The organism is Streptococcus sp. LQJ-218 (assembly GCF_003428885.1).
GTDB lineage: Bacteria > Bacillota > Bacilli > Lactobacillales > Streptococcaceae > Streptococcus.
On the sequence record NZ_QQRU01000005.1, the window covers coordinates 21,260 to 42,974 of the forward strand.

20 protein-coding genes and 1 riboswitch are annotated in these 21,715 nt (G+C 42.3%); of the genes, 6 read left to right on the forward strand and 14 right to left on the reverse strand.

Going from position 1 to position 21,715, the window contains the following annotated elements; translation table 11 throughout:
* Window positions 1-12: 12 nt before the first annotated feature.
* The 3 genes from D2908_RS05365 to D2908_RS05375 all read right to left on the reverse strand — a co-directional run bounded on the left by D2908_RS05365 (window position 13) and on the right by D2908_RS05375 (window position 2,301).
* Window positions 13-987, reverse strand: coding sequence for a beta-ketoacyl-ACP synthase III (locus D2908_RS05365; protein ID WP_117305455.1), 975 nt, complete (start codon window positions 985-987; stop codon window positions 13-15).
* The gene (locus tag D2908_RS05370; RefSeq protein WP_049497085.1) at window positions 987-1,421 is read right to left on the reverse strand and encodes a MarR family transcriptional regulator; all 435 of its coding nucleotides are present in this window, start codon (window positions 1,419-1,421) and stop codon (window positions 987-989) included. The genes D2908_RS05365 and D2908_RS05370 overlap by 1 nt, the downstream gene beginning before the upstream one ends.
* 94 nt (window positions 1,422-1,515) lie before the next feature.
* Window positions 1,516-2,301: an enoyl-CoA hydratase gene (locus D2908_RS05375; RefSeq protein WP_117305457.1), complete on the reverse strand. Its 786-nt coding sequence runs from the start codon at window positions 2,299-2,301 to the stop codon at window positions 1,516-1,518.
* A gap of 211 nt (window positions 2,302-2,512) precedes the next feature.
* Between D2908_RS05375 and D2908_RS05385 the strand changes: the two genes are divergently transcribed.
* The 3 genes from D2908_RS05385 (at window position 2,513) to serS (ending at window position 5,739) form a co-directional block, all read left to right on the forward strand.
* Window positions 2,513-3,877 carry an aspartate kinase gene (locus tag D2908_RS05385; protein ID WP_117305460.1) on the forward strand — a complete coding sequence of 455 codons (1,365 nt, stop codon included), beginning with the start codon at window positions 2,513-2,515 and terminating at the stop codon, window positions 3,875-3,877.
* A 2-nt stretch (window positions 3,878-3,879) separates the two neighbouring features.
* The gene (locus tag D2908_RS05390) at window positions 3,880-4,251 is read left to right on the forward strand and encodes a DUF956 family protein (RefSeq protein WP_033689300.1); all 372 of its coding nucleotides are present in this window, start codon (window positions 3,880-3,882) and stop codon (window positions 4,249-4,251) included.
* 213 nt (window positions 4,252-4,464) lie between these two features.
* The gene (gene serS / locus D2908_RS05395) at window positions 4,465-5,739 is read left to right on the forward strand and encodes a serine--tRNA ligase (protein ID WP_117305462.1); all 1,275 of its coding nucleotides are present in this window, start codon (window positions 4,465-4,467) and stop codon (window positions 5,737-5,739) included.
* Window positions 5,740-5,763: 24 nt separating this feature from the next.
* Here the strand turns inward: serS and D2908_RS05400 are convergent, their stop codons facing one another.
* From D2908_RS05400 to zapA, 7 genes are all read right to left on the reverse strand, one after another.
* Window positions 5,764-6,663, reverse strand: coding sequence for a TDT family transporter (locus tag D2908_RS05400; RefSeq protein ID WP_117305464.1), 900 nt, complete (start codon window positions 6,661-6,663; stop codon window positions 5,764-5,766).
* Between the two features lie 106 nt (window positions 6,664-6,769).
* Window positions 6,770-7,834: an acyl-CoA dehydrogenase family protein gene (locus D2908_RS05405; RefSeq protein ID WP_117305466.1), complete on the reverse strand. Its 1,065-nt coding sequence runs from the start codon at window positions 7,832-7,834 to the stop codon at window positions 6,770-6,772.
* Window positions 7,835-7,848: 14 nt separating this feature from the next.
* Window positions 7,849-8,397 (reverse strand): carboxymuconolactone decarboxylase family protein, encoded by a 549-nt coding sequence (locus D2908_RS05410; RefSeq protein WP_000206768.1) that lies wholly within the window; start codon window positions 8,395-8,397, stop codon window positions 7,849-7,851.
* A gap of 131 nt (window positions 8,398-8,528) precedes the next feature.
* Window positions 8,529-9,851 (reverse strand): sodium:alanine symporter family protein, encoded by a 1,323-nt coding sequence (locus D2908_RS05415; protein WP_117305468.1) that lies wholly within the window; start codon window positions 9,849-9,851, stop codon window positions 8,529-8,531.
* Window positions 9,852-9,942: 91 nt separating this feature from the next.
* Window positions 9,943-10,031, reverse strand: a riboswitch (glycine riboswitch).
* Window positions 10,032-10,194: 163 nt separating this feature from the next.
* Complete coding sequence (locus D2908_RS05420; RefSeq protein WP_117305470.1) at window positions 10,195-12,531, reverse strand: endonuclease MutS2; 2,337 nt, start codon at window positions 12,529-12,531, stop codon at window positions 10,195-10,197.
* A 218-nt stretch (window positions 12,532-12,749) separates the two neighbouring features.
* Window positions 12,750-13,298, reverse strand: a complete 549-nt coding sequence (locus D2908_RS05425; RefSeq protein WP_117305472.1) for a CvpA family protein — start codon at window positions 13,296-13,298, stop codon at window positions 12,750-12,752.
* Window positions 13,295-13,597, reverse strand: coding sequence for a cell division protein ZapA (gene zapA, locus D2908_RS05430; protein ID WP_117305474.1), 303 nt, complete (start codon window positions 13,595-13,597; stop codon window positions 13,295-13,297). The genes D2908_RS05425 and zapA overlap by 4 nt, the downstream gene beginning before the upstream one ends.
* 86 nt (window positions 13,598-13,683) lie before the next feature.
* Here zapA and rnhC point away from each other — a divergent pair, with 86 nt between their 5' ends.
* The 3 genes from rnhC to D2908_RS05445 all read left to right on the forward strand — a co-directional run bounded on the left by rnhC (window position 13,684) and on the right by D2908_RS05445 (window position 17,828).
* Window positions 13,684-14,565 carry a ribonuclease HIII gene (gene rnhC, locus D2908_RS05435; protein ID WP_117305476.1) on the forward strand — a complete coding sequence of 294 codons (882 nt, stop codon included), beginning with the start codon at window positions 13,684-13,686 and terminating at the stop codon, window positions 14,563-14,565.
* A gap of 3 nt (window positions 14,566-14,568) precedes the next feature.
* A complete protein-coding gene (gene lepB, locus D2908_RS05440; protein ID WP_004245100.1) occupies window positions 14,569-15,183 on the forward strand; it encodes a signal peptidase I in 615 nt (204 codons plus the stop codon).
* Window positions 15,184-15,461: 278 nt separating this feature from the next.
* Window positions 15,462-17,828 carry an ATP-dependent RecD-like DNA helicase gene (locus D2908_RS05445; RefSeq protein WP_117305477.1) on the forward strand — a complete coding sequence of 789 codons (2,367 nt, stop codon included), beginning with the start codon at window positions 15,462-15,464 and terminating at the stop codon, window positions 17,826-17,828.
* Window positions 17,829-17,875: 47 nt separating this feature from the next.
* Here the strand turns inward: D2908_RS05445 and tig are convergent, their stop codons facing one another.
* The 4 genes from tig to liaF all read right to left on the reverse strand — a co-directional run bounded on the left by tig (window position 17,876) and on the right by liaF (window position 21,657).
* Complete coding sequence (tig, locus tag D2908_RS05450) at window positions 17,876-19,159, reverse strand: trigger factor (RefSeq protein WP_117305479.1); 1,284 nt, start codon at window positions 19,157-19,159, stop codon at window positions 17,876-17,878.
* A 161-nt stretch (window positions 19,160-19,320) separates the two neighbouring features.
* A complete protein-coding gene (locus D2908_RS05455) occupies window positions 19,321-19,953 on the reverse strand; it encodes a response regulator transcription factor (protein WP_117305481.1) in 633 nt (210 codons plus the stop codon).
* Window positions 19,954-19,966: 13 nt separating this feature from the next.
* Window positions 19,967-20,962: a sensor histidine kinase gene (locus D2908_RS05460; RefSeq protein WP_117305483.1), complete on the reverse strand. Its 996-nt coding sequence runs from the start codon at window positions 20,960-20,962 to the stop codon at window positions 19,967-19,969.
* On the reverse strand, window positions 20,959-21,657 hold the full coding sequence (gene liaF / locus D2908_RS05465) for a cell wall-active antibiotics response protein LiaF (protein ID WP_117305485.1): 699 nt from the start codon (window positions 21,655-21,657) through the stop codon (window positions 20,959-20,961). The genes D2908_RS05460 and liaF overlap by 4 nt, the downstream gene beginning before the upstream one ends.
* Between the last annotated feature and the right edge of the window lie 58 nt (window positions 21,658-21,715).

Sequence of the window (21,715 nt, forward strand, 5' to 3'; positions counted from 1 at the left end):
CCACATGATTACCTAAATTGTAAGAATGAGCGTGCCCCATGTCAAGCCTCCACCGAAGCCTGATAGAAGAACCGTCTGGCTACCATCTAAACGGATGAGACCTTGTTCTACACACTCTGAAAGTAAAATCGGGATACTGGCTGCACTGGTATTGCCATATTCCATCATATTGGCTGGAAGTTTGACTCGGTCGACACCGATTTTTCTAGCCATCTTATCCAAAATACGGTCATTTGCCTGATGAAGTAGCAGGTAATCCAAGTCTGTCGCCTCTACTGGAGATTCTTCAATGGTCTGCTTGATAGACTTGGCTACATCTCGAATGGCAAAATCAAAGACTGCACGTCCATCCATCTTCAAAAATGAATCTGCATTGTCTTGATCTGAAAATGGAGAATGCAAGCCTGAATATCCATAAGTTAGACAGTCGCTGCGACTTCCATCGCTATTGAGATTCTCCGCTAGGAAATGTGGCTGTTCACTTGCTTCTAGTAAGACGCCACCAGCTCCATCTCCAAATAGGACAGCTGTTGAACGATCTGTCCAGTCCAAGGTTTTGGACATGGTTTCACCACCGATGACCAAGCCTTTTTGAAAGCGACCAGAAGCGATAAACTTTTCAGCAGTTGAAAGCGCAAATACAAATCCACTGCAAGCCGCTGTCAGGTCAAAAGCAAAAGCTTTTTTTGCACCAATATTAGCTTGGACACGAGCAGCTGTAGAGGGCATCATCGAATCTGGAGTAATGGTAGCTAGGATGATAAAATCCAACTCATCCCCTGTGATTCCAGCTTGTTCCATCAGTTTCTTAGCAACCTCTGTAGCCAAATCACTGGTAGATTCTGTTCTTGAAATATGCCTTTGTCGTATTCCCGTCCGACTTGAAATCCACTCATCACTGGTATCCATAATCTGAGCCAAATCATGATTTGTAACCACTTGCTCTGGCACATAATGAGCAACCTGGCTTATTTTTGCAAAAGCCATTATTTCAAATCCTCCAAAAATTGATAAAGATTGGTCAAACCTTTGCTCATAACCTCCATTTCTTGCTTACTCATACCATCAATGATTTTTTCAACCATGGCCTTGTGAAAGCGTTTATGTAGCCTATGAACCAAGCGACCCTTCTTTGTCAAATGCAGATGCACCACACGACGATCCTGATCTGAGCGAATGCGTTCAATGTAACCTTTGCGTTCGAGATTATTCAAACTAGTCGTAACTGTCCCAAGAGTCACCATCAACTCTTTTGACACGTGACTTGGTGTCACATCTGGAACTTTCCCAATCACATCAATCGTATGCATTTCTTTGATGGAGATATCCTTGAAACGACTACCTCTCAAGCTAACTTCCTCGATAACGAGGACATTGTTAAATATAGACGTTAAATATTCATTAATTCGTTGGTAGTCCAATCTTTCCTTCCCTCCTTTTCAAAAAAACTTTTAGAATCAAAACATTTGACAAAAGAATTATATCAAAGTTCAAAGAATGGCGCAAGTATTTTTTTTATTTTCCTGTAAATTTAGGTCTTCTTCTCTCCGAATGAGCTCGAACTCCCTCTTTGAAATCTTCTGTTTGAGCTAAGGATTCCTGGAGGTTCAGTTCTAAAGTAGCATAATCTTGCCAATCTTTAAATTGGCTCTCCCATACCAACTTCTTAATGGCAGCATAGGAATTGCTTGACCCACGTCTCAATTTTTTAAGAAGCTGTTCTCTGGTTTTTTCTGACTTATCAGCTTCAGAGATACGGTAAACCAGGCCCCACTCTAGGGCTTTTTCTGCCGTCAAAGCCTCACCTGTCATAGCTAATTGAGCAGCACGCGTCACACCGATGCTTCGACTCAAGAGATGAATTCCTCCTGCATCTGGAGCCAAGCCAACTCCAACAAAGGCTTGGATAAACTTAGCCTTATCCGTTGCAAGACAGAAATCTGCCGCAACAGCTATATTTGCTGCAGCACCTGCAACAGCCCCGTCTACTTCCATTAAAACAGGTTTTGCTATTTGCTTGATTTTATAAGAAATTGTATTGACCAATTCTGCGATTTTCGTCAATGATGGAATATCATCCTCATCCACTGCACGCTTCATTTCTACTAAATCTCCCCCAACTGAAAAGACTTTACCGTTCGCATTGATTAGGATAAACTGAACAGCTGGATTCTCTTCTGCCAAGGTTAAGGCTTCTAAAATCTCCTCACACATAGGAATATGAAAACCATTTGCAACATCAGGACGGTTTAAGGTAAGGATTGCCAAGTCCTCTTCAAGCTGATAAATAATGTGTTCCATCAGGACTCCTTTTTTATTTTTATATGCAGTTTAAATTATTTTATTGTCAAAGTATATCTTTTTTAAAATCAGAAAGCAAGGAAAAATCGACTGAAAGTGTCTCAGCCGATTAGAAAGGCTCGCTTTATCCTAGAAAGCATCTTGTTTTCTTCATTGAAAAAAGGCTTTCTTTCTGCTATAATCGTATAAAACACTTACTTTAGGAGTTCTTATGAAGGTTGTTAAATTTGGAGGTAGCTCTCTTGCCTCTGCTAGTCAATTAGAAAAAGTTTTAAACATCGTAAAAAGCGATTCAGAGCGTCGTTTTGTAGTTGTTTCTGCGCCTGGTAAACGTAATGCTGAAGACACTAAGGTTACAGATGCCTTGATTAAATACTACCGCGATTATGTTGCTGGTAACGATATTAGCAAGAGCCAAAATTGGATTATCGACCGCTATGCCGGTATGGTTAGTGAATTAGAACTGAAACCAGCTGTTCTTGAGAAAATTTCAAAAAGCATTCGTGCTTTGGCCACTCTTCCTATCGAAGAAAATGAATTTCTCTACGATACTTTCCTAGCTGCCGGTGAAAACAACAATGCTAAATTGATTGCTGCCTACTTTAATCAAAATGGTATCGATGCACGCTATGTGCACCCTAGAGAAGCTGGTATTGTGGTCACAAGTGAACCTGGTAACGCTCGCATCATTCCATCAAGTTATGACAAAATTGAAGAATTGACAAATGCAAATGAAGTTCTGGTCATTCCTGGTTTCTTTGGGGTTACCAAGGAAAATCAAATCTGTACCTTCTCGCGCGGAGGCTCTGACATTACAGGTTCGATTATTGCTGCAGGTGTTAAAGCTGACCTCTATGAAAACTTTACGGATGTTGATGGTATCTTTGCAGCCCACCCTGGTATTATCAACCAACCACACTCAATCCCTGAGTTGACCTACCGTGAAATGCGCGAGTTGGCCTATGCAGGCTTCTCAGTTCTTCATGACGAGGCTCTTCTACCTGCTTACCGTGGAAAAATTCCTCTAGTTATCAAGAATACCAACAACCCTGACCATCCAGGTACACGTATTGTTCTAAAACATAGTAGTGACGAGTTCCCTGTTGTGGGAATTGCTGGTGACTCAGGCTTTGTCAGCATCAACATGTCGAAATACCTCATGAACCGTGAGGTTGGCTTTGGACGCAAGGTTCTGCAAATCCTTGAGGATCTTAACATCGGTTGGGAACATATGCCAACAGGTATCGACGATCTTTCAATCATCCTCCGTTCTCGCGAACTAACTCCTATCAAGGAAGAAGAAATCCTACGTCAATTGGTTCAAAAAGCTGAAGTAGACCATGCAGAAATCGAACACGACCTTTCTATCATTATGATTGTTGGAGAAAAGATGAAGAGTCATATCGGTGTAACAGCTACTGCAACACGTGCTCTGTCTGAAAACAAGATCAATATCCAGATGATGTCTCAAGGCTCTAGTGAAGTATCTATCATGTTCGTTGTCGATAAAGACCAAGAAAAAGCAGCAATCAAAGCCCTCTACAATGCATTTTTCGGCGAAAGTAAGGAAGACTAATCATGGCTCAATCACTTAACAAAACAGTGCTCCTCAATACGACAGGAACTTCCTATCTCTCTATAGCTGGTAAAGTTGGAAAATTCCTTGTCGGAGATCAGGCTCTGGAATTTTACCCAGATGTCAATGTCGAACAATTTATCCAGATTCCTTGGAGTCATATCAACCAAATTGGCGCCAATGTCACTGGTCGCAAAATCAGTCGCCACTTCGAAGTCTTTACAGACAGAGGTAAATTCCTCTTTGCTTCAAAAGACTCAGGTGCCATTCTCAAAATTGCTCGTGAAAAACTGGGAAATGACAAGGTTGTGAAACTTCCTACCCTACTCCAGACCATTGGTCAAAAATTTAAAAATCTATTTGCAAAAAAGTAAAAACTTTAGTATAATCATAGCAACGGATAAGTAGGTTATCTTCTTCTTTCAGAAAGTCTGCGGGTGCTGCGAGCAGATAGGAGGGATAGGTGAAATTCTACCGTTAGTAACAATTATATACACAATCAAGTGCACACCTGTGAAGTTGGATGGAACCGTGGCCCTGCCACTCCAACGCTTTGTCAGGTGTGCTTTTTTCATAAAGGAGTTCTTATGTTAGATATCAAACGTATTCGTACAGACTTTGATGCTGTCGCAGAAAAATTGGCTACACGTGGTGTAGATGCTGCTGTCTTGAATGAAATGAAAGAAATCGATGCTAAACGTCGTGACATCTTGGTCAAGGTTGAGACTTTAAAAGCAGAACGCAACACAGTTTCTGCTGAAATTGCCCAAGCTAAGCGTAACAAGGAAAATGCAGATGACAAGATTGCTGCCATGCAAAGTCTATCTGCTGAGGTCAAAGCCTTGGATGCGGAATTGGCAGACATCGATGCTAAATTGACAGAATTTACCACTACTCTTCCAAATATCCCAGCTGACAGCGTTCCTATTGGGGCTGACGAGGATGACAATGTAGAAGTTCGCCGTTGGGGTAGTCCGCGCGAGTTTGACTTTGAACCAAAAGCTCACTGGGATCTTGGTGAAGACTTGGATATCCTTGACTGGGAACGCGGTGGTAAGGTAACAGGCGCTCGCTTCCTCTTCTATAAAGGTCTCGGTGCTCGTTTGGAACGTGCTCTCTACAACTTTATGTTGGATGAACATGGTAAAGAAGACTATACTGAAGTCATCACGCCTTACATGGTTAACCATGATTCTATGTTTGGGACTGGTCAATATCCAAAATTCAAGGAAGATACTTTTGAATTGAGCGACAGTAATTACGTCCTTATTCCTACTGCTGAAGTTCCTCTGACAAACTACTACCGTGATGAAATCCTTGACGGTAAAGACCTGCCAATCTACTTCACTGCTATGAGTCCATCATTCCGTTCTGAGGCTGGTTCAGCTGGTCGTGATACTCGTGGCTTGATTCGTTTGCACCAATTCCACAAGGTTGAAATGGTCAAATTTGCCAAACCAGAAGAATCTTACGAAGAATTGGAAAAAATGACAGCCAACGCTGAAAACATTCTCCAAAGACTAAACTTGCCATACCGTGTCGTTGCTCTCTCTACTGGAGATATGGGCTTCTCTGCTGCCAAGACTTACGACTTGGAAGTTTGGATTCCAGCGCAAAACAATTACCGTGAAATCTCAAGCTGTTCAAACACAGAAGATTTCCAAGCCCGTCGTGCCCAAATCCGTTACCGTGATGAAGCAGACGGCAAGGTTAAATTGCTCCACACCTTAAACGGTTCTGGACTAGCAGTTGGACGTACAGTGGCTGCTATTCTTGAAAACTACCAAAATGAAGATGGATCTGTGACCATCCCAGAAGTTCTTCGTCCATATATGGGTGGATCCGAAGTCATTAAACCATAAAAAATAAGGTTTAGCTATTTCTAGCTAGACCTTTTTTCGTAACCAAATCAGATAAGCACCTAACACAAAGAATAAAATAGTTAGACATATAATGGTTTCAACTAATACCAGGTAATCAAGAAATGGAAGTTTCAAGATTCCCTGAGCCATCTTGAGCGAAGTAGCTGTGATAATGGTTGGGAAGGTGAGGGCTGAGAAGGCTGGTTGAAAACCTTGTTTTAAAATATTGGGTAGGCGAGTCAAAACAAAGAAAAAGAAAGATTGGGAAGACAGAATCATGACGATTAAGACCCAAGTCGGTAAGCTAGCTTCTCCAACTCGAACTAGGGAAGCCAAGAGTAGAGAGAAAGGAGCACAGTAGATTCCTTCTTGTCCAAGCATGGCTACGGGGAGTGGTTGTTTCTTTAAATCGCTATAAATAAGGGGATAGAGATAGAAGGTAAGAAGAAATCCAAAACTCAAGGTTGCATAGGCAATTTCGATGATGCCTACCAGAGGATAGGTCAAGGCAGCGACTGCTACCCCTACATAAAGCACAGTCCAGCTTGGAGTCGCATGAACCCTCCGACCCGGACAAACAAATTTGATGGTGAAACCAGCAATCAAGGCCACATCCAAGAGAAATGAAAACCACCAAAGTCCTTGCGCAACCAAAGGAAGATGAGGGAATACGCGAAAGACATAAGTTGATAAAATCATCCCAGCCATAGGAAAGGTCGCCATTCCTGACAAAAGAGGAGGCTTGGTCAACTCTTCTTTGATTTCTTTCCAATTAAAGAGATGCAGAAGTAGAAAGTAAATCCACAAAATCAAACCAGTAAAACTCAATAGATGGGACAGGATCGGCAACGTATCTAAAACGAGATTTCCAGCTCCTGCCAAACCTAACAAACAACCAGAAAATACTAAGGGGAGTTTTTTCATCCTAACCTCCAATAATCATGTTAGTTTCAGTATAGCATAAAAGCGCTTAAATGAGAGAATAAAAACGAAGTTAAAAATTCAAACTTCGTTTTTATTTTACTATGTTTTAACTCGTCGCTAAAATATGGCGCAATTGAACAGCGCTTGGAGAAACAATTGGAAGAAAGGCTCCTTCATTCCAACGACGAATAAATCCAGATGTTGATTTACTAAAGTAGCCTCTACCTCCACCTGCTTGTAACTCTAATAGAAGACTTTGAGCAACAACATCTACAATGTCTATCCTTAACTGAAAGAGTTCACGCGGATTGGTAACAAAATAAGACCTATCAGACAAACCTTGATAAAGCTCTCGGCGAATAGCATCTAACTGTTCTACCTGATGTTTCCATTCATCTGTTAACACACTGCGTTGCCCCAATTCTTTCTCTACTTCTGATAGAGAACGTTCAGCTAAACCAAAAGCTAGACCAAATTGGTAACCTAAGAAAGCGGGACGATTTTGTGCCAAAAATTGATGAGCATCTTTTGATAGAATCCATTCCTCTTTTAAAAGGACCTTATTAAAAGTCAGAGCAGCTGTGTTTCCTCCTTGAAGAGAAACAAATTCTAAGTCTTCAGAACGACTAAAATTCTCTGCGTCTGATGGTACAGCAACCACATAACTTGTACTTGAATCATCTGTAAAACCTGCCACAAAAATAGTTAAAAATCGATTTCTTCGAGCATTCGTTACCCATGGCAGTCTTCCTTTTAGATACAATTGTCCATTTTCTTCAAGAATGCGAACATTCAGTTCCTCTAGGTCAGATAGATATTTGACAGCATTGGACAAGGCAGTCGCACCTGCATATTCTCCAGACAAGAGTTTTTCCAGATAGATTTCCTTAAAATAGGAGTTATCCGTATGAAGGATATTGTCAATTAGAGTGCGTTGCCCCCATGAAATAAAAGAGGCTGTTAAAGAATGTTGTGCGAGCTCTGCCAGGATATTAATAACATCCTGGTCACTTCCTCCTGAACCCCCAAGAGATGCAGGAACCCCCACACGAAAAGCTCCCTCTGCTGCAATTTTCTCAATCAACTGCTCTCCAGCTTGACAAGACTGCTTGTCGATTTCATCAGCATGCTGGTCTAACCAGCTCAAAAATTCTTCTGAAAAAAATCCCATACTCTTTCCTCCTTCTAGGCATAAGGTTGCAATTCTGGATTAATTGGGGTATTAGCTAGATTATTCGCATAGTTACAGAGGCTTGCTAGGCTGACACCAAGAACCACATCCAAGGCATTTTGTTGAGTATAGCCAGCTTCTAAAAACTCAGCCAAGGCTTCATCTCCTACACGACCCTTGGTATTGATAACGGCCAAAGTAAACTTAGCTAGGGTGTCCAATTTAGGATCTGTTTCAATTGGAGTACGATTGCGAAGGGCTTGAAGAAGGTCATCGTTCATCTGGATTTGCTTGATCGAAAAAGCTGTGTGACCTGCGACGCAAAAGGCACAACCATTGGTTACAGCTGCCGTGATTTGCACCACTTCGCGCTCAACGGGTGTCAGGCTGTTGCGACGGTTGATAGCTCCGACAGTTCTGTAGGCTTCTAAGGCAGTCGGTGCATTAGCTAAGAGACCGATTAGGTTGGGAATATAGCCATTATTATCTTTTTCTACTGTTTCAAGAACTTCTTTCACTTCTGCTGGTGCTGATTCGACTGTATGGATAGTAAATGTTGTCATCATAAGACCTCTTTTCATTTTATTGAAACCTAGTCTATCACAGATTCTATACCGTGTATAATATATATTTTAAATTGCATCGATAGAAATTTTTTATGAAAGCAAAAAATCACACGCGATGTGTGATTCCATTATTTATTAAAATACTTTTTAGTCTCAGCAATAACGACTGGCGATAAAACTAAGAGGGCAATCAAGTTTGGTAGAGCCATCAAGGCATTGACAATATCTGCGATCATCCAAACCATATCCAACTCGATAAATCCTCCCAACAAGACCATGAGCACAAAGACCACACGGTAAAGCCAGATAAAACGAACCCCAAAGAGGAACTCGAAACAGCGTTCTCCATAATAGTTCCAACCTAGAATTGTCGTGAAGGCAAAAAGCACAAGGAAGATGGTTAAGAGGGCAGATCCAAAGTGTGAAAAGACTGTTGAGAAAGCAGACTGAGTCAAGGCAACCCCATTTAGGTCGCCACTCCAAACGCCAGTCACCAAGATAGTCAAACCAGTCAAAGTACAGATAATGAGGGTGTCAATAAAGGTTCCTGTCATAGAAATCAAGCCTTGCTCTACTGGTTCATTTGTCTTAGCTGCAGCCGCTGCAATGGGAGCAGAACCCAGACCAGATTCGTTTGAGAAGACACCACGCGCCACACCATTTTGGATAGCCATCCGAATGCTAGCACCAGCAAATCCACCTACTGCAGCAACCGGACTAAAAGCTGATGTCAAGATTAAAGCGATTGTGGCAGGAATTTTCCCGATATTAAGGAAAATAACTGTAAGAGTCCCTAAAATATAAATGATAGCCATAAAAGGAACAACAGTAGTTGAAATCTTTGAAATGGACTTGAGGCCACCAAAGACTGCAATCGCTACAAACACAGACAAGACGAGAGTGGTGATAGCTGGCGAAATAGCGGTTGTATTTTGGATAGATTCTGTAATCGAGTTGACTTGGGTAAAGGTCCCAATTCCCAGCAAAGCTACTAATACACCTGCCAGGGCAAAAAAGATAGCAAGTGGTCGCCACTTTTCTCCCATCCCCAGAAGGATATAATGCATGGGACCTCCCGCTACTGCACCATGGTCGTCCTTTGTGCGGTATTTAATCGCCAAGAGGCCTTCCGCATACTTGGTAGCCATTCCAAAGAAAGCGGCCATCCACATCCAAAAGAGAGCTCCTGGACCACCGACCTTGATAGCTGTCGCCACCCCGATAATATTTCCCGTACCAACTGTTGCTGCGAGGGCTGTACACAAGGCAGCAAAACTGGATACATCGCCATGCCCCGTGTCCTTAGTAAAAATAAGCTGGAAGGCCTTGGGCAGACGCAAAACCTGCAAGAGTTCTAGACGGGTAGTTAGGTAAATCCCTGTCCCGACCAATAAAATCAAAAGAGGTGGGCCCCAAGCCAAAGCATCGATTGATTTAAGCAATTCTAACATTTCATTCTCCTATCTTTTCAACCCCAAAAGAAAGAGCACATGCAAGATACATGTACTCTGGAATGCTTAGATAAATGCTAAAAAAGCGGTCTATCCTAGCTCTGTCCTTTTACCTGAGAGTTTGAGCAGTTACCTGCCTTGCCCCTTCGGTGCCTTTACGGTCTCTCCAGAGTTCCGTCCATTTACAGTCATGGAAAATCAAACGATTCCCCACTTCTATTAAACTTCATTCGGTGTTGGTATTTAATTGATTCTTATTTTACAAAAAATGTTGGCTTTTGTCAATGTGTTTATTCGTAAAAATTAGTTCAACAATTTTTACTCTGTAAAGTCCAGAATACTGCTATCCTTTAAAGGTCACAATAGTCGCGCCACTGCCTCCAGCATTTTGTGGGGCATAGCCGAAACTCTTGACATGCTTGTTTCTTTGTAGATATTTGGTGACACCTTCACGGATGACACCTGTTCCGATACCATGGATGATATCAACTTGAGCCATATTATTAAGCAAGGCTTGGTCGATAAAGGCATCTAGCTCATTCATAGCCTCTTCATAACGCTTGCCTCGAAGGTCCAGTCTGGCTTGTGGGCCACGACCAGAAGTTCGTTTCACGACATTGACCTGTTTCTTCTTAACTTGCTTTTCTTGCTGGGCTTGAACGAGGTCAAACTCTTTCTCTTCTAAGTTCATCTTAATCAAGCCGACCTGGGCTTCCCAGCGGCCGTCCTTGAGTTGACTGGTCAAGGTACCACGCTGGCCATAACTGAGAACCACGATATCATCTCCCACCTTTGGAGCTCGTTTTTTCTTGGCTTTTTGGAGGACCTTATTTTTAGAAAGGTCTACTTTTTCAGGGGCTAATTTTTTGAGTTTAGCCTTGGCTTCGATAATCTCGTGCGGTTTCAGTTGAGATTTACTGTGAAGATTTTTTAAAATATCGTCACTTTCAGTCAGAGCCAAGTCAACAATCTCAGCAGCTTGCTCACGCGCTTTATTGAGCTCCGTTTCCTTTTCACGATTAAGCTCATTATAAAGCTTTTTGAGAGCACGGTTCATCTTGAGATTTTCTTGCTCCACCTCACGGATATTGTCCAAACGTTTGCGACTTTCCAGCATCTGCTCTTCCAATTGTTGAATAATTCGGTTGACATCATTGTCCTGATCGACCTGCTGGCTGGCATCCCCTACGATGACTTCAGATAGGCCTAGACGTTTAGCGATTTCAAAGGCATTGCTTCGACCAGGCACGCCCTGCATAAAGCGATAGGTCGGGCGTAGAGTTGCAGTATCAAACTCCATGCTGGCATTCTGCACAAAGGCTGTCTCGATACCATAGGCCTTGAGCTCTGGATAGTGGGTCGTCGCCATGGTCTTGACTTGACGCAGGCGAAGGTCTTCCAGAATAGCCATGGCAAGAGCGGCTCCTTCTTGAGGGTCTGTACCAGCTCCCAACTCATCCAAGAGTAAGAGCGAATGTTGGTTGACCTTGCTAAGAATATCCACGATATTGGTCATGTGGCTAGAAAAGGTAGACAAGCTCTGCTCAATAGATTGCTCATCGCCAATATCAGCAAAGATTTCTTCAAAAATACCAACACGACTTCCCTTATCTGCTAAAATCGGCAAACCAGACTGAGCCATAACCTGCGTCAAACCCAGAGTTTTGAGCATGATAGTTTTCCCACCTGTATTGGGACCTGTAATGACAATGGCTGTTAAATCTTGGCCAAAATGGACATCATTTGCGACGGCATTTTTGACCAAAGGATGGTAGACATGAAGCAATTGAATCTCTTGATTTTCAGATAGCTGAGGTACGACTGCTTGCCTTTCTTGAATAAAGCGGACCTTGGCACGAATCAAGTCCAGATGACCGATAATCCAAGCGTCATTGGCAATCTCAGCCGCATGAGGGCGAACACGCTCAGAAATTTCTTGGAGAATGCGAAGCATTTCATAACGCTCGTCTACTCGCAAACTGGCAATTTCTTCGCTCAGTTTAACCACCTCACGGGGTTCGATATAGACGGTATTTCCACTAGCAGAAATATCATGAACGACACCAGCAATCTTATTGCGGTAGGTGTTTTTGACAGGTAAAACCTGACGGCCATTTCTGCTAGCAATGATTCCTTCTGTCAACATCTGCGTTTTTTGCTTAAGTAGGTCCTGTAAAACATCGCGTACCTGACGCTCGCTATCTTGAATTTTCCTGCGAATGCGCGCTAATTCTTCACTGGCAAAATTTTCAATGAAACCTGCATCATTAAAGGCTTGGAGATTTCCTTGTAATTGCGGAAAATCATGTAATTTCTCAAACCAAAGGGCTAATTCTTCCAAACTGACATTTTCCAGATTGGCATAAAAACTTTGCAGTTCTCTGCTAGAAAGAAGCACGCGCTTCAAGAGCAGGAACTCCTCGATATTGAGGTCCGCCCCCATCTCCAATCGTTTGCAAACTCCTGCAATTTCCTTGGTTGAGAGAATAGTGAAATGCGGTTGCTCAACAAAAAGAGCCTGCATTTCCTTCATCTCAGCAAAGGCCTGTTTGATTTTATCTGCTTTGGCAGTCGGAACTAGCTGTCTCAGTTGCTCCAAGCCCTGCTCGGTCAACAAATGAGGTTCAAACAAGGCCTTGACCTTATTGAACTCTAATGTTTCTAGTATTTTCTTGTTCATCTTTATTTCCTTGTCTTTGAATGTCTAGGTCTGGTATACTCAATGAAAATCAAAGAGCAAACTAGGGAGCTAGCCACAGGTTGCTCAAAACAGTGTTTTGAGGTTGCAGATGGAAGCTGACGTGGTTTGAAGAGATTTTCGAAGAATAGTAGCTTTTTACATTCTGATAGATTCGAGTCAAATCTGTAAACAAAGGGCTAGGAAAACTCCTGCCCTTTTTATCCGATTAAATTTGTCACCCAGATTTGTTTGAGCCAACTGGTTGTTACTGGTATGCTCTGGATGATATGTTTTGCGACGATACTCTTTTCAAGAGGATTTTGTATAGCTGCCATGGGGATGGTCGCTAAGATTGTCAAGGCCATCTGCAAGACAAATAAGGTCACCAACATGGACAAAATCCCTGCTGAAACTTGGAACAACTTGCCACCTAGTTTTTTACTAGGAAGTAAGTGTAAGAGGAGACCAAGCAAACGACCGATGCTATAGACAATCCCAAATACAAGTAAGTAGCCAATTCCTGCGTAAAAGACCTTATCCAACTGAAAGAGTTTATCCGATGGGAAAAAGAAAGTCCCCTGACCTTCCTGCGGATTTGCATAAGGGACCAGCAAATGGAATTGCTCTCCAAGTCCCTTGTAAAACTGGCCAGCCACAAAAGCAGATGCCATGGCTGAAATCAAGTAATAAACCTGTAAGAGCAGGCCTCTCCGATAGCCGATATAAAATCCCCAAGCCAAGACCAATAGAAGAAGGATTGAAATCATAAGGAATCCTCAACTTTACTCTGTTCTTGCTTGCAAGTCACAAGCTTGTGACGGAGTTCTTCTAATTCTTGCTCCTTATCATCAAATTCAATCTCACGGCTGAGTTGAGTTGACAAACAGTTGACTGCCAACAAAAGAGCGATGGTTTCATCGTCTGCACTTGGCATTTGTTCTTTAATTGCTTGGTATTTTTCTGTCGCAACCTTGGCGATTTCCTCCATAAAGAGATTATCATGCTCGGTTGTCAAGGTTAATGATTTTTTCCCGAATGTAAATTTGAATCTATTTAGATTTGCCATAAAATTCACCTCACTGTATTATACCAAAATTCGCGAACTTTGTCAGTTTTTACAAATTTGCCTGCTTTTATGGTACAATAGAAACTATGGCAAGTATAACACTCACACCAAGCGAAAAGGAGATCCAGGCTTTTCTTGAACACTATCAAACCAGTCTGGCTCCCAGCAAGAATCCCTATATTCGCTACTTTTTACGATTACCTCAAGCTACAGTTTCTATCTATACTTCTGGAAAGGTCTTGCTTCAGGGGGAGGGAGCTGAGAAATACGCCAGTTTCTTTGGCTATCAAGTTGTAGAGGAAAACAGGGGACAAAATTTCCCTTTAATTGGGACAGATGAAGTGGGGAATGGTTCCTACTTTGGTGGGCTTGCAGTAGTGGCTTCCTTTGTCACACCTGACCAGCATGACTTCTTGCGAAAACTCGATGTGGGAGATTCTAAAACTCTGACCGACCAAAAGATTCGTCAGATTGCCCCTATCCTCAAGGAAAAAATCCAGCATCAGGCACTCCTTCTCTCACCCAGCAAGTACAACGAGGTCATCGGAGACCGCTACAATGCTGTTTCGGTTAAGGTAGCCCTCCATAATCAGGCTATCTATCTCCTCCTTCAAAAAGGCATTCAGCCTGAGAAAATTGTGATTGATGCCTTTACCAGTGCTAAAAATTATGACAAGTATTTGGCACAAGAGGCCAATCGCTTCAGCAATCCGATCAGCCTAGAAGAAAAGGCTGAGGGCAAATACTTGGCTGTAGCTGTTTCTTCCATCATTGCGCGTGATCTCTTTCTGGAAAATCTTGAAAATCTGGGACGAGAGCTGGGCTATCAACTTCCAAGTGGAGCTGGAACGGCTTCTGATAAGGTGGCTAGCCAGATTTTGCAGGCCTATGGAATGCAGGGACTCAATTTCTGCGCCAAACTGCACTTTAAAAATACTGAAAAAGCGAAAAAACGCTTAGAAAGGTAAGTTATGAATTCATTTAAAAATTTCTTAAAAGAGTGGGGATTGTTCCTCCTAATTCTGTCATTACTAGCTTTAAGTCGTATCTTTTTTTGGAGCAATGTTCGCGTAGAAGGACATTCCATGGATCCTACCCTAGCGGATGGCGAAATCCTCTTTGTGGTCAAACACCTCCCTATTGACCGATTTGATATCGTGGTGGCCCATGAGGAAGACGGCAATAAGGACATTGTCAAACGTGTAATCGGTATGCCAGGAGATACTATCCGTTACGAAAATGATAAACTTTACATCAATGACAAAGAGACAGATGAACCTTACCTAGCTGACTATATCAAACGCTTCAAGGATGACAAACTCCAAAGCACCTACTCAGGCAAGGGATTTGAAGGAAATAAAGGCACTTTCTTTAGAAGTATTGCTGAAAAAGCCCAAGCCTTCACCGTTGATGTCAACTACAATACCAACTTTAGCTTTACTGTCCCAGAAGGAGAATACCTTCTCCTTGGAGACGACCGCTTGGTTTCGAGCGACAGCCGCCACGTAGGTACCTTCAAAGCAAAAGATATCACAGGAGAAGCTAAATTCCGCTTCTGGCCAATCACCCGTATCGGAACATTTTAAGAAATCGAAGAGGCCGAGAATCACCAATCTCAGCCTCTTCTTCTATCGTGAGAAGTGATTATTCACTATCCAGTTTGATTAAGATAGAAACAAAGTTATACTCAATGAAAATCAAAGAGCAAACTAGAAAGCTAGCCGTAGGTTGCTCAAAGCACTGCTTTGAGGTTGTAGATAGAACTGACGAAGTCAGTAACATATATACGGTAAGGCGAAGCTGACGTGGTTTGAAGAGATTTTCGAAGAGTATTAACTCTCACCTATTTATGCAAAGGAATCTTATGGAAGTTTATTTTTCAGGAACCATTGAACGGATTATTTTTGAAAATCCCAGCAATTTTTATCGCATCCTCCTCCTAGAAATCGAAGATACGGACGCAGAAGATTTTGATGATTTTGAAATTATTGTCACCGGTACTATGGCCGACGTGATTGAGGGAGAAGACTATACTTTTTGGGGACAAATTGTCCAGCACACCAAGTATGGGGAACAACTACAAATCAGCCGGTATGAACGCGCAAAACCAACTAGCAAGGGCTTGGTTAAGTACTTTTCAAGTAGCCATTTCAAGGGAATTGGTCTCAAGACAGCACAGAAAATCGTGGACATCTATGGTGACAATACCATTGACGAAATTCTGCAACACCCAGAAAAGCTAGAAGGCATCGCAGGACTATCTGCCAAAAATCGCGAGGCTTTCGTCTCCACTCTTCGTCTCAACTACGGAACGGAGATGATCTTGGCCAAACTAGCCAACTACGGCATCCCCAATAAACTAGCCTTTCAGATTCAAGACGTTTACAAGGAAGAAACCCTTGATGTGGTTGAAAATTATCCCTACCAACTGGTTGAGGATATCAAGGGATTGGGATTTACCATTGCTGACCAATTAGCGGAAGAACTAGGTATCGAAAGTCAAGCTCCTGAACGCTTCCGTGCGGGTCTTGTCCATAGTCTCTTTCAAGGTTGCATGGAGACAGGAGATACCTATATGGAAGCTAGAGACTTGTTAGAACAAACCCTCAACCTTCTTGAATCATCCCGTCCCGTGGAATTGGACCCCAGCCAAGTAGCCCAAGAACTCTCCTACCTAATCGAAGAAGACAAGGTTCAGCAGATTGATACCAAGATTTTTGACAACAGCCTCTTTTTCGCTGAGGAAGGTATCCGCAGTCACTTGGTTCGTATCCTTGAAAAAGGAAAACAGAAGAGTCATGATTTAGAAATCATTCAAAAACATATCGCTACTGTCGAAGAAGATCTGGAGATTGAGTATGATAGCATTCAAAAACAGGCTATCTGCGACGCTATCCAAAATAAGGTCTTTATCCTGACAGGTGGGCCTGGTACTGGTAAAACAACTGTTATCAATGGGATCATCGCTGTTTATGCTCTTTTAGAAGGACTTGATCTCAGGAAAAAAAGCAACTTGCCGATTCTTCTTGCTGCTCCAACTGGACGAGCTGCTCGGCGCATGAATGAATTGACAGGCTTGCCTAGCGCGACCATACACCGTCATTTAGGAATGACAGGGGACGATGATACCAGTCATCTGGAAGATTATCTGGATGCTGACTTTATCATCGTGGATGAATTTTCCATGGTGGATACTTGGCTGGCTAATCAACTCTTCTCCAACATCTCTTCTAACAGTAAGATCCTCATCGTAGGTGATAGCGATCAGTTGCCTTCTGTCAGCCCTGGACAGGTTCTAGCGGATCTGCTTCATATTCCTTTGATTCCTCAGACTCGTTTGGAAAAAATTTACCGGCAAAGCGAAGAATCAACCATCGTCACCCTAGCTAGCCAGATTCGACAGGGCATCTTGCCAGCCGATTTCACCCAGAAAAAAGCAGATCGTTCCTACTTTGAAATTGCTAGTGGCCATATTCCTGCTACTATTGAAAAGATTTTAGGCGCAGCCCTCAGAAGTGGCATCCCTGCTCGTGATATTCAGGTTCTGGCTCCCATGTACCGAGGGACAGCAGGGATTGATGCTATCAATCAGCTCATGCAAAACCTTCTCAATCCACCACAAAAAGATCAACTCAGTTTTGAAGCTCCCCAGTGTCACTATCGTAAGGGAGACAAGGTCATTCATTTGGTCAACGATGCTGAAATCAATGTCTTTAATGGAGATTTGGGAGCTATCACAGACCTGATTCCTGGTAAATACACGGAGTCGAAACAAGACGAGATTGTCATTGATTTTGATGGCAATGAGGTCTATTACCCACGTAACGAATGGTACAAGATTCGCTTGGCCTATGCCATGAGTATCCATAAGTCCCAAGGAAGTGAGTTCCCTGTTGTTATCCTACCTATCACCAGTGCTAGCAGGCGTATGCTGGAGCGCAATCTTATCTATACAGCTATTACACGCGCCAAAAGCAAGCTTATCTTACTAGGCGAATTACAGGCTTTCGACTATGCTACCCAACACATCGGAACAGCCCGAAAAACCTATCTGATTGAACGCTTCGCTGACCTAATGGAGAATGCCGAGGAAACAAACCAACTTGCTACCGATATTACAACTTCAACAGATTCTGAACAATCCTACATTCTAACCGAAGACAACTGGTCTAATATTCCAGCCATGATTGGGATTACAGACGCAGACCTCAAAGAGATTTTTGAAAAATAGTGCACAAGAAAACCCACCTAATCAGGTGGGATTTTTGTCTATTAAGATTATTTAACTGTTGCTGTGCTTGTAATCAATTCAACAGCTTTTTTGATTGTGATGTCGTGTTTCAACATATCAGCTGAAAGTAAGTTTTGAACTTGAGCCACTTCCATGTTGTAATCTGCAGCCAATTGCTCGATTTCTTTTTGGATTTCTTCTTCTGAAGCATCAAATCCTTCAGCTTTGGCAACTGCTTCGATAACAAGGTTAGTCTTCGTACGTGACTCAGCTTCTGCCTCGTATTGTTTGTGAAGGTCTTCTTGAGTAGTTCCAGTGATTTGGAAGTACATGTCAGGATTGATACCTTGACGTTGCAAGTTTCCAAGGAATTCGTTTACTGAGCGGTGAACTTCTTCGTGTATCATTTCTTCTGGAAGTTCTACGATTTCAGCGTTTTCTACAGCTTTATCAATTGCTGCACCTTCAACGGCATCTTTGTAAGCTTCTTCTTTAGCTTCAGCTAACTCTTTGCGGTATTTTTCTTTCAATTCAGCAAGTGTTTCCACTTCTTCGTCGATGTCTTTTGCAAGTTCATCATCAAGAGCTGGAACTTCTTTAGCTTTTACTTCGTGGATAGTTGTTACGAATTTAGCTTCTTTACCTGCAAGGTCTTCTGCTTGATAGTCTTCTGGGAATGTTACGATAACATCAACAGTTTCACCAGCTGAATGTCCAACTAATTGGTCTTCGAAACCAGGAATGAATTGACCTGAACCAAGTCCTAGTGAGAAGTTTTCACCTTTTCCGCCGTCAAATTCAACACCGTCGATAGAACCAACGAAGTCGATAACAACAGTATCGCCGTTTTCAGCAGCAGCTTCTTTGATCACCAATTCAGCCAAGTTGTTGCGTTCACGTTCGATACGCTCTTCAACGTCAGCGTCAGTTACTTCTTTTTCTACATCAACTGATACTTCAAGGTTTTTGTAGTCACCCAATTTAACTTCAGGTTTTGTAACAACTTCTGCAGTGATAACCCAATCTTGACCTTTTTCCATTGATGTTACGTCAATTTTTGGTTGTGCAACGACTTCAAGACCAGCTTCTTTAACAGCTGCTTCATAAGCGTTTGGCAAAAGAGCATTCATAACATCTTGGTAAAGTGACTCTTCACCAAATTTCTTGTCAAAGATAGGACGTGGAAGATGACCTTTACGGAAACCTGGAACATTAAGAGATTTCTTTACTGAGTTGAAGACACGGTCCAATTCTGGTTTGATTTGGTCTTGAGAGATAGTGAAAGTCAAGACACCACGGTTTGTTTCTTTGTTTTCAAATGATACAGACATTCTGTCATTTCTCCTTAAAATTTTTTAAATACAGTCTATTATAACATAAATGAGCGAATTTTTTCAAGTAATGACTGCGCTTTTCAATGATGGGGGAGCTAGTTGCTTGCTTCTTTGATACTAAATTCAGTCACTTCTCCAATATTGTTTTTACATAACTATTAAAAGTCCTCATGCCCGACCAAGTGATGTTGAAAAGCATAAACTGCTGCCTGGGTGCGATCACTGACCTCCAGCTTGGCTAGGATATTAGACACATGGGTCTTGACCGTCTTGAGAGAGATAAAAAGTTCATCTGCGATACGCTGATTTTCGTAGCCCTTGGCGATGAGTTGAAGAACATCTCGTTCACGCGCAGTCAAGTCCTCATGTAGTTCTATGTGATTGCGCTGGTATTCGACCTTCTTGCTGACTTCTTGCTCAATAGCCAACTCACCAGCAGCAACCTTACGGACTGCATGGAGTAGTTCGTCTGCACTAGAAGTCTTGAGCATATATCCCCTAGCACCTGCATTTAAGACCGGCATGATTTTTTCATTGTCCAAATAAGAAGTCACAATCAAAATCTTAGCTTCAGGCCATTCTTCGAGGATGGCCAAGGTCGCATCAATCCCATTCATCTCCGGCATGACAATATCCATGACAATAACATCTGGACGCAATTCCAAGGCTAACTCAATGCCTTGAGCCCCATTGGCTGCCTCACCCACAACTTCTACATCGTCTTGGAGGTCAAAATAGCTTTTCAAGCCCAATCGGACCATTTCATGGTCATCTACTAGTAAAATTTTCATCTTTACTCCTTTATCATTCCTTATCAAGCAGGGGAATGCGGATGTCAACTGCCAGCCCTTGCTTAGGAGCTGTCAAAAGCTGAACCGTCCCTGCCATATCTTCGACTCGCTCCTTGATATTACGGAGTCCATAACTCAGGTCATCTAAACTATCTAACTGGAAACCAATCCCATTATCCACCACTTTCAGTTGCAATTCAAAATCTAACTGATAGAGATAGACATCCAGACAAGATGCCTGGGCATGGCGGAGGGTATTGCTGATTAACTCTTGCAGGATACGGAAGATATGCTCCTCGATTTTCTTAGGCAATTTCGTGATATTTTCCTTGAAACCAACCTTGAGATCACTCTTGTCCTCAAGCTCTTTTAAGAGAATTTGAATTCCCTCTACCAAACTCTTCTGCTCCAGTTCAACAGGCCGCAAATGCAAGACTAAAACCCGCAAATCCTTCTGGGCAGTTTCTAAAATAGCTGTGACGCTCTGCAACTGGATCTGCATCTTTTCTCTATCCAATTTCAAAGCCTGCTGACTGACACCTGACAAAATCATGTGAGCTGCAAATAACTCCTGACTGACTGTATCGTGCAAATCCCGAGCAAGCCGCTTTCGTTCCTTCTCGACGATTTCCTCTTCCTGAGCAATGCTGTGATTTTCAGCCTTTTGAAGAGCTTCTGTCAAGAGGTTAAGTTTACCTGACAAGGACTTGAAACTGGCATCCAAATCTGGATCTGCAACCTGAACCACTTCTTGACCTGCCAATAAACGCTTAAGATTAGCCTGCGTTTTTCTTAGAGATAGCTCTTCGATACCTCGCCAAAACAAGGCTAAGAGAAAGGTCATGGACATGCTGAATACCAACAACAAAAAGACAAATTTTTCTGTTTTTTCGACATCGTGCAAGAAAATAGACCAGTCCAAGTCAAGGATGTCCAGCAAGCTGTGGGAGAGAAATAAGACAAACAAGATGGAGGTGAGAGCAATCATTACATAAGCTTGTTTTTTCATCCTCTGACCACCTCCACATCCCCGATCATAGTGGTCAAGAAAATCTTGACACTCTTGTTACTCTTGAGATAGTCTCTTGTTTCTTGATGATAGTGTTCATTTCGAAGGGCTCGCTTGGGCTGGTTGAAAAAAGTCAAATCTCCATAGAGACAGTTAACGCTAAGACTGACTTCCACATCTACAGGTACAATGACTTTAGTCGTTCCTACCATCTTTCTAAGGATAATGACATTATCGTGATTGGTTAAGATGACCCTCTCCAGATGAATGGTATCCTTGCCCATGAGACGAAAGAGATTGATATCATCAAACTGGCAAGTCTGGTAGCTTGAAAAATGATGGAGATTTCCAAACCAACGATTTTTCTCCTTCTTAACCGTTACCACCTCTTCAAAAACCAAATTGGTCTGCTCTTTTTCCTGGTTCATCATCGGATAAAGAAGAAAGAGACTATAGATAACCGCAACAAAAATAGCTAGAATCACAAAAGGATTGAGCATGACGATGAAAAAGAAGAGAATGCTTGCCACTACTAAAAGAAGATTATTGCCCTCTTTACCAGTGTAATAGCGAATCAAAAGCAAAAAGAGGAATAGAATCAGCAGAACACGCGAAAAATGCTCTGATACCATCAAAATCAGAGCTCCTGTCAAAAGACAGGCTTCGATAAATAAAAAGATTTTAAATTTTCTCATAGGTTCATCCTCTCCCTTCTATTTTATCACAATTCAAAAAAGTCACCTCGGTCTGAAG

Excerpts from the sequence above, each read along its gene's own strand:
- D2908_RS05365 (WP_117305455.1), bottom strand. The coding sequence starts at position 987 with ATGGCTTTTGCAAAAATAAGCCAGGTTGCTCATTATGTGCCAGAGCAA.
- D2908_RS05375 (WP_117305457.1), bottom strand. The coding sequence starts at position 2,301 with ATGGAACACATTATTTATCAGCTTGAAGAGGACTTGGCAATCCTTACC.
- D2908_RS05385 (WP_117305460.1), top strand. The coding sequence starts at position 2,513 with ATGAAGGTTGTTAAATTTGGAGGTAGCTCTCTTGCCTCTGCTAGTCAA.
- D2908_RS05390 (WP_033689300.1), top strand. The coding sequence starts at position 3,880 with ATGGCTCAATCACTTAACAAAACAGTGCTCCTCAATACGACAGGAACT.
- serS (WP_117305462.1), top strand. The coding sequence starts at position 4,465 with ATGTTAGATATCAAACGTATTCGTACAGACTTTGATGCTGTCGCAGAA.
- D2908_RS05400 (WP_117305464.1), bottom strand. The coding sequence starts at position 6,663 with ATGAAAAAACTCCCCTTAGTATTTTCTGGTTGTTTGTTAGGTTTGGCA.
- D2908_RS05405 (WP_117305466.1), bottom strand. The coding sequence starts at position 7,834 with ATGGGATTTTTTTCAGAAGAATTTTTGAGCTGGTTAGACCAGCATGCT.
- D2908_RS05410 (WP_000206768.1), bottom strand. The coding sequence starts at position 8,397 with ATGACAACATTTACTATCCATACAGTCGAATCAGCACCAGCAGAAGTG.
- D2908_RS05415 (WP_117305468.1), bottom strand. The coding sequence starts at position 9,851 with ATGTTAGAATTGCTTAAATCAATCGATGCTTTGGCTTGGGGCCCACCT.
- D2908_RS05420 (WP_117305470.1), bottom strand. The coding sequence starts at position 12,531 with ATGAACAAGAAAATACTAGAAACATTAGAGTTCAATAAGGTCAAGGCC.
- D2908_RS05425 (WP_117305472.1), bottom strand. The coding sequence starts at position 13,298 with ATGATTTCAATCCTTCTTCTATTGGTCTTGGCTTGGGGATTTTATATC.
- zapA (WP_117305474.1), bottom strand. The coding sequence starts at position 13,597 with ATGGCAAATCTAAATAGATTCAAATTTACATTCGGGAAAAAATCATTA.
- rnhC (WP_117305476.1), top strand. The coding sequence starts at position 13,684 with ATGGCAAGTATAACACTCACACCAAGCGAAAAGGAGATCCAGGCTTTT.
- lepB (WP_004245100.1), top strand. The coding sequence starts at position 14,569 with ATGAATTCATTTAAAAATTTCTTAAAAGAGTGGGGATTGTTCCTCCTA.
- D2908_RS05445 (WP_117305477.1), top strand. The coding sequence starts at position 15,462 with ATGGAAGTTTATTTTTCAGGAACCATTGAACGGATTATTTTTGAAAAT.
- tig (WP_117305479.1), bottom strand. The coding sequence starts at position 19,159 with ATGTCTGTATCATTTGAAAACAAAGAAACAAACCGTGGTGTCTTGACT.
- D2908_RS05455 (WP_117305481.1), bottom strand. The coding sequence starts at position 19,953 with ATGAAAATTTTACTAGTAGATGACCATGAAATGGTCCGATTGGGCTTG.
- D2908_RS05460 (WP_117305483.1), bottom strand. The coding sequence starts at position 20,962 with ATGAAAAAACAAGCTTATGTAATGATTGCTCTCACCTCCATCTTGTTT.
- liaF (WP_117305485.1), bottom strand. The coding sequence starts at position 21,657 with ATGAGAAAATTTAAAATCTTTTTATTTATCGAAGCCTGTCTTTTGACA.